At 75.0% G+C, this 8,300-nt stretch carries 2 protein-coding genes; both read left to right on the forward strand.

The features are described from left to right. Nucleotides 1-254 precede the first annotated feature (254 nt). Entirely contained in the window at nt 255-3,362 is a 3,108-nt protein-coding gene (locus IW245_RS14260; RefSeq protein ID WP_231398799.1) for a thioesterase domain-containing protein, read from the forward strand. Beyond that, nucleotides 3,323-8,296 (forward strand): non-ribosomal peptide synthetase, encoded by a 4,974-nt coding sequence (locus IW245_RS14265; RefSeq protein WP_233473010.1) that lies wholly within the window; start codon nt 3,323-3,325, stop codon nt 8,294-8,296. The genes IW245_RS14260 and IW245_RS14265 overlap by 40 nt, the downstream gene beginning before the upstream one ends. Nucleotides 8,297-8,300 lie beyond the last annotated feature (4 nt).

Consider the following 8,300-nt stretch of genomic DNA (forward strand, 5'->3'; position numbering starts at 1 on the left):
ATCCGTTATCCAGCCGTTATCACGCTGAGCCATTCAGCCGCCGACCCCCGCGAACGGCCCGTCCGCCCCCGTTCCACATTCGACCCAACTCAAATAGCCTTCCAGCCACCCGCCCATTCGACCGCCGCCGCGACCCGGCGATCGGATTCACCCCCGAGTGACTATTTGGACTGCATACCCATGCGCCCTAAAGCCTCCACCGGCAGATGTCGAGTTCTGTCGCCACCGTCCTGTCACACTCAGGTGAGCGAGCGATGACGGGGGCCCGGATGTTCGTCGCGGCCGTGCGGCCGGACGCCGACGTGCTGCTGTTCTGCCTGCCGTACGCCGGCGGCGGAGCCGGCGCGTTCCACCCGTGGCGCACCGCCTTCCCCGCCGGGGTCGACGTGCAGCCCGTCCAGTTGCCGGGCCGGGAGAACCGGATCGCCGAACCGGCGCACTTCACGCCGGAGGACGTCGCCGTGGCGATCGCCGACCGGGCCGACCGGCCGTACGCGATCTACGGGCACAGCATGGGCGCCCGGCTCGGCTTCGAGGTGATCCGGTGCCTGCGCCGCACCGGGGCCCGGCTGCCCAGCCGGTTCTACGTCGGCGGCTCCCGCCCGCCGGACCTCGAGGAGTCCCTCGTCCGCATCGTCGACCTGCCCGACGACGGGTTCGTCCGCGGCCTGGAGGCGCTCGGCGGCACCCCGCCCGGCGCCCTCGACGTGCCGGAGCTGCGCGAGCTGCTCCTCCCCCTGCTGCGGGCCGACTTCGGCTGGATCGACGGGTACCGCTACCACGACGAGGACCCGCTGCCGGTACCGATCGTCGGGTTCGCCGGCCAGGCCGACCCCTCGGTCACCCCGGACCTGATGGCCGGATGGGAGCGGCACACCGGGGCCGGCTTCCGACTGCACACCGTGCCCGGCGACCACTTCTTCCTGGTGGGCGACCTGGCACGGGTGACGGCGGCGATCAGCGAGGACCTGCTCGGCGCGGTGGCCCCGGCCGGGCCCCCGGTCACCAGTGACCCGGCCACGCCGGCACCGCCCGCCACGCACCGGATCCCCCTGCCCGGCACCGACTGGACCGTGTGGCGGCAGGCCCTGCTGCGCACCACGGGCTTCCCCGCCGACGGGCTCGACCGGCTCGGCTCGCCCGCACTCGCCGCCGCCGCCGACGCGCACCTCGACGGCGGGCTCGACGCCGACGGGTACGCGCACGCCTACGAGGCCGCCGCCGCCCAGGTCAGCGAACAGATCTGGGCGATCGCCACCGACCCGCTGTTCCGTGAGGCCGTGACCTGGCAGAACCGCAACGCGCTGTACGCACTCGACGGCATCGCCCACCAGGGCCCGGTCGCCCCGCGCAACTCCAAACGCCGCCAGCGCGAGGAGATGGTCGCCCAGTACTGGCAGCGCTACTGCGCCAAGAACGAGACGGTCGGCTTCTTCGGCCCCACCACCTGGATCGACCTCGACCCGCAGGGACCCGCCGCGTCCGCCGAGCCCGGGCCGGGGCTGGTCCGGGAGCGCCGGGTGTTCTTCGAGCACTGGGCGCTGTCCGCCTTCGCCGCGGCGGTCACCGCCGACCCGAGGGCCCGGCGGTGGCTGGTGCCGTCCGTGTCGCCGCAGCTCGTGCTCGACGGACGCCACCTGGTCCGGGTCGCCCAGGCCCCACTGCACCTGACCCCCGCCGAGGCGGCGCTGCTGGCCGAGTGCGACGGGCGGCGGCCGGCGATCGAGGTCGCTCGGGCGGCCTGCGGGGTCGCGGGCTCGCCGCTGCGTACCCCCGAAGACGCTCTGATCTTGTTGGGGCAGCTCGCCGAGCGTGCCCTGGTGCGGTGGGACGTCGACCTGCCGATGCGGATGAACGCCGAGGACGTGCTCGCCGAACGCCTCGCGCTGATCGGCGAGCCGGACCTGCGCGACCAGGCTCTGGCCGGCCTGGCCCGGCTGCGGGCGGCCCGCGACGCCGTCGAGGCGGCCGGCGGCGATCCCGCAGCGGTGCAGGCGGCCCTGACCGCGCTGAACGCGACCTTCGTCGAACTCACCGGCCAGGAGGCCGAACGCCGCGCCGGACAGATGTACGCCGGCCGCACCCTCGTCGTCGAGGAGTGCGTGCGCGACCTGGAAGCCGGCATCGGCGGCGCCGTGCTGGAGGCGATGGCCGGGCCGTTCGGGATCCTGCTACAGGCCGCGCGCTGGCTGACCGTCGCGACCGCCGAGGCGTACCTGGCCGTGCTGGGCGACTTCTACCAGGAGCTGGCCCGCGACCTGGGCACACGCGACGTCCCCTTCGGCCAGCTGTGGTACCTGGCCCAGGGCATCTTCTTCGGCCGGGGCGACCGGCCCGTCGACGAGGTGGCCGAGGAGTTCACCCGGCGCTGGTCGGACCTCTTCCGGCTCGACCGGTTCGGCGACGACACGAAGGCCGTGGCGCTGACCAGCGCGGAGCTGGCCGATCTGGTCCGAGAGGTGTTTCCCGCCGACCGGCCCGCCTGGGCCGCCGCCCGGGTGCACAGCCCCGACCTGCACGTCTGCGCCACCAGCGTCGAGGCCCTGGCCCGGGGCGAGTTCACGCTCGTGCTCGGCGAGATCCACGCCGCCTGGGCGACCCTGGACGCCGGATTGTTCCTGGTCGGTTGCACCCAGGTTGAGGAGCTGCGCGCGGCGACCCTCGCCGACGTCGGCCCCGGCCGGGTGCTGCCGCTGTACCCGCTGGACTGGCCGCGCTACACGTCCCGGCTGTCCGGCGCACTGGACAACGACACCGACTTCCAGCTGGGCATCCTGCCCGGACCGGGCGCGGACCCCGACCGGCTCATCCCGGTGACGGCGCTGACCGTGTCCGAACGCGACGGCGACCTCGTCGTGCACGGCCGGGGCCAGCGCTGGCCGCTGATCGAGATGTTCGCCGAGCTGATCGGCATCCACACCCAGGGCGCGTTCAAGCTGGTCGCGGCCACCGGGCACACGCCGCGGATCACCGTCGACCGGATGGTGCTGGCTCGCGAGACCTGGCGGACCACCATCGCCGGCACCGGACTGGCCGACGTGCGCGGCGAGCAGGCGCAGTACCTGGCCGCCCGGCGCTGGCGGGCCGCGACCGGACTGCCGGAGACCGTGTTCGTCTCGATCGCCACCGAGACCAAGCCCTGCTACGTGGACCTGGGCAGCCCGGTGTACGTCACCATCTTCTGCTCGATGCTGCGCGCCGCCCGGCTCAGCCACGGCGACGACGTGCGGGTGACCATCACCGAGATGCTGCCCACCCCCGACGAGGCGTGGGTGCCCGACGCCGCCGGTCAGCGGTACTTCTCCGAGATCCGGGTCCAGGTGTGCGACCCGGAGCCCGCCGACACCGGGCGGCGGCCGTGACCGGGCTGCTGTGCGACCTGGTCACCGAGCAGGCGGCCAGGACCCCCGACGCCGTGGCGGTACGGCAGTGGGACACCACCGTGACGTACCGGGAACTCGTCGGTCGGGCCGCCGGACTCGCCGTCGCGCTCCAGGCACACGGCGTCGGCCCGGAGGTGCGGGTCGGCGTGTGCGGCCGGCGGGTACCGGCCATGCTCAGCGCCGTCCTCGGCGTGCAGCTCGCCGGGGGCGCGTACGTGCCCCTCGATCCGTCGCACCCGGCCGGACGCCGCGCCCTGATGCTCGCCGATGCCGGGATCACCGTCGCCGTGGTCGACGACGCGGGGGCCGAGGCCCTGGCCGGCACCGGGCTGACTCTGCTGCGCGTGCCCGTAGACGCCGCCGACGAGCCGCCGGTCAACGCCGCGACCCCGGACAACGTCGCGTACGTCATGTACACGTCGGGATCCAGCGGGCAGCCGAAAGGCGTCGTCGTCGCGCACCGCACCGCCGCGCACTTCGCCCGGTCCACGGCGGAGATCTTCGCCCTGGGCGGCGACTGCCGCAGCATCGGGTTCGCGGCCCTGGGCTTCGACGTGTCGGTCCTCGACTTCTACCCGCCGCTGTCGCGCGGCGGGTCGATCGCGTTCATCCCCGACGCCGACCGGATCGACGCCACCCGGCTGCAACGGTTCCTCGAAGAGCACCGGGTGACGTGGGGCGTGCTGCCCCCGGCACTGCTGCCGCTGCTGCACCCCGACCGGCTGCCCGACCTGCGGCACGCCCTGACGGCCGGCGAGTCCCCCGGACCCGACCAGGTCGCCCGGTGGTCCGCGCCCCCGGACCGGCGCTTCTTCAACTGGTACGGGCCGACCGAGTGCTCCTGCATCGTCGTCGGCACCGAGGTCACCGGCACCTGGTCGACCACCCCGCCGATCGGGTTCCCGCTGCCGGACTGCGCGGCGTACGTCCTCGACGAGAACCTGCTGCCCTGCCCCGACGGCGTCCCCGGCGAACTCGTCATCGGCGGCCCGCACGTGGTGCGCGGCTACCTCGACCGCCCCGGGCTGACCGCCGACCGGTTCGTGCCGGACCCGTTCGGGGACGTGCCCGGGGCCCGGCTGTACCGGACCGGCGACCGGGTCGTCCGGGGACCCGAACACGGGATCGTCCACCTCGGACGGCTCGACCGGCAGGTCAAGGTGTCCGGGCAGCGGGTGGAACTCGGCGAGATCGAGGCCGTGCTGCGCGGGCTGCCGGGCGTGGCCCAGGCCGTCGCCGACGTGACCGACTCCGTACTCGTCGCCTACCTCACCCCCGACGACGCCCCGGACCTGACCGCGCTGCGCGCACTGTGCGGCGACCGGCTACCCGGGTACATGATCCCCACCCGGGTGGTCCGGCTGGCCGCCCTGCCCCTGAACACCTCGGGCAAGGTTGACCTCGCCGCGCTGCGCTCGCACGCGTCCGCGCCGGTCACCGGCGACCGCGCGCCCGGCACGCCCCTGGAACACGCGGTCGCCCGGGCCTGGTCGCGGGTCCTCGGCGTCGCCGCACCCGGCCTCGACGACGACTTCTTCGCCTCCGGCGGGCACTCGCTGCTGGCCATGCGACTCGTCGAGGCGGTCCGCGCCGACCCCGGCCGCGCCGTCACCGTCGAGGACGTCTTCGTCGGCCGCACCCTCGGCGGCCTGGCCGACCGGGCGGAGAAGGCCGCCGCGCACGTCGACCTGCCTGTCCGGCCCGGGCAGCCGCCGGCCATGTCGGGCGCGCAGCGCCGGGTGTGGTTCGTCGACCGCCTCGCCGGGGACACCCCCGCATACAACATCGCCTTCGCCGAACGGCTGCACGGCCCGGTCGACCCAGCCGCACTCGGCCGGGCGCTGCGCGCCGTGACCGCGCGGCACGAGGTGCTGCGCTGGCGGTTCCCCGACACGGCCGGCGCGCCGTACGTGGCCGTCGACCCCGTCGGGCCCGCCGTCCCCGTGCCCGTCGACGACGCGCCCGACCCCGAGCGGTGGCTGCGCGACCAGGCGTTGCGGCACTTCGACCTCGCGAACGACGCGCTGTGGCGGGTCCGGCTGCTCCGGATCGGCGACGACGGGTACCTGCTCGCCCTCACCGTGCACCACACCGTGTTCGACGGGTGGTCCCAGCAGCTGTTCTACCGGGATCTGGCTGCGGCGTACGCCGCCGAACTCGCCGGCGACGCACCGCAACTCGGCGCCCTGCCGGCCACGTTCGCCGACTACGTCGCCTGGCAGGCCGAACGCGAACGGTCCGACGCCGAACTGGACTGGTGGACGGCCCGGCTGGCCGGCGCGCCGACAGTGCTCGACCTGCCCCGAGACCTGCCCCGACCGGCCGTGCAGACATTCCGCGGCGCCGGAACGCGCGCCCCGCTGGACGCCACCGGCACCGTCCGGGCCCTCGCGGCGCGGCTCGGCACGACGCCGTACGTGGTGCTGCTGGCGGCGTTCGCCCAGCTGCTGCGCCGGCTCACCGGGGAGAAGGACCTGATCATCGGGGTACCGGTCGCCGACCGCGGCCACCCGGCCTTCGAGCCCATGATCGGCTTCTGTGTGGACACCGTGCCGCTCCGGCTCACGGTGGACGACACGGCAGACTTCGCCGGGCACGTGCGCGCCTGCGCCGAGACCCTGACCGCGGCCCTCGCCCGGGCCGCCACCCCGCTGGAACGGATCGTCACCGCCCTCGGGGTCGAGCGCGACCTGACCCGCAACCCGCTCGTGCAGGTTCTGTTCAACATGTACAACTTCGCCCAGCCGCGCCTGGAACTGCCCGGCGTCACGGCCGAACCGGTGCCGGCCGGGTTGCCCGGGTCGCTGTTCGACCTCACCTTGTACCTGTCCGAGAACGCCGACGGGTGGGACCTGCAGGCGGTGTACAACCCCGATCTGTACCACGCCGGGCGGATCGGGGCCCTGCTCGACAGCTACACCCGACTGGTCGGCGACCTGGTCGGGACGCCGGGGGCACCGGTGGGGACCGCCTCGACACGGGGCTCCGGAGCGCTCGTGCGGGACGCCTCGACCCAGGGCACCGGCGCGGTCGCGCTGCCCGATCCGGCCGATCCGTTGCCGCGCTGGGACGGGCCCGGAATCGTCGAGCGGATCGCCGCCGTGGCCGAGGCGCACCCCGACGCGGTCGCCGTCACGGGTGCAGGCGGCGGTCTCGACTACCGGCGGCTGGTGGACCTGCAACGGGCCACCACCGCGGCGGTCACGGCCGCCGGGATCGCGCCGGGGCAGGCCGTCGGCGTCCTCGCGACCCGCGACGTCCAGCTGCCGGGGCTGCTGCTCGGGGTACTGGCCAGCGGCGCGCGGTGGGCGGTGCTCGACGCGACCCTGCCGGCGGCCCGGCTGGCCGCGCAGGTCCGGGCCGCCGGATGCGTGGCACTGCTGGCCTGCCCCGGCGTCACGCCCCCGGCGGAACTCGCCGCGCTGCCGCTGCTGGCTGTCGACGCCGCAGCGGTCGGGTCCGGCGTGGAGGCCGACGGGCGCGGCTACCTGTCCTTCACCTCCGGCACGACCGGCGAGCCCAAGGCGGTGCTCACCGGGGAACGGCCCCTGGCGCACTTCCTGGACTGGTACCCGTCGCATTTCGGTCTGGGTCGTGACGACCGGTTCGCGCTGCTCGCCGGCCTCGGGCACGACCCGCTGCTGCGCGACGTGTTCACGCCCCTGGTCCTGGGCGCGACCCTGCACGTGCCGCCCGGCGACCTGCCCCGCGACCCCGTCCGCCTGGCCGCGTGGCTCGCCGCCGAGGGCGTCACCGTCGCACACCTCACCCCGCAGCTGGCCCGGGTCCTCGCGGCGGTGCCCGGCGCGTCCGCCCCGGCGCTGCGACTCATCGCGTGCGGCGGCGACCAGCTGACCTACGGCGACGTCGCCCGGCTGCGCGGGTACGCCCCCGCCGCCCGGGTCGTCAACCTGTATGGCACGACGGAGACCCCGCAGGCCCAGGCCCACCACCAGCCGACCGCCGGACACCCCGCCACCGGCCCGGTGCCGGTCGGCCGGGGCATCGACGGCGTCGCGCTGCTGGTCCTCGGGCCGGCCGGGCAGCCGGCCGGCATCGGGGAACTCGGCGAGGTCGTCATCCGCAGCCGCCACCTCGCGACCGGATACGTCACCGCCGGGGAACTCGACGACGACCGGAGCCGGTCGCGCTTCACCCCGACCCGGCCCAGCGACGCGGAGGACCGCATGTACCAGACGGGTGACCTGGGCCGCTACGGACCCGACGGCGAGGTGGTCCTCGCCGGCCGCGACGACGACCAGGTCAAGATCCGCGGCTACCGCCTCGAACTCGGCGAGGTCGAGGCGGCCCTGCTGGCGCACCCCAACGTCCGCACCGCCGCGGTGGTCGCGGAGACCGAGCAGGGCGAACTCGTGCTGCGCGGCTACGCCGTCCCCACCGCCGCCGGCCTGACCGTCGAGGCGCTCCGCGCGCACCTCGGCACCCTGCTGCCCGGGCACGCGGTCCCGGCGACGGTGACCCTGCTGCCGGCCCTGCCGCTCACCCCGAACGGCAAGGTCGACCGGTCGGCGCTGCCCCGGCCCACGTCCCGGCCGGCGGCCAGCGTGGCCGACGCGCCGGCCACGGCCACCGAACGCCTCATCGCCGGCACCTGGTGCGAGGTGCTGGGCCTGCCCCGGGTCGGCACGGCCGACAACTTCTTCGAGATCGGCGGCCACTCCCTCGCCATCGCCGCCGTCCAGGCCCGGCTCACCACGCTGCTAGAACGCGACGTCGACATCCTCGACCTGTTCCGGCACCCGAACATCCGGGCGCTCGGCGCCCACCTCGACGGCACCACCCGTACACCGGGCCTGGACCGCGCGGCGCAACGTGTCGCCGCGCGCCGGGACCGTACCCGTCGCACAACCACGGTCCGAGCGGCCGGGGACGAGAAAGGCCGTGACGCATGATCGA

Source organism: Longispora fulva, assembly GCF_015751905.1.
GTDB classification, from domain to species: domain Bacteria; phylum Actinomycetota; class Actinomycetes; order Mycobacteriales; family Micromonosporaceae; genus Longispora; species Longispora fulva.

Coding starts and splice junctions, on each gene's coding strand:
- IW245_RS14260 (WP_231398799.1), top strand. CDS start 255: ATGACGGGGGCCCGGATGTTCGTCGCGGCCGTGCGGCCGGACGCCGAC.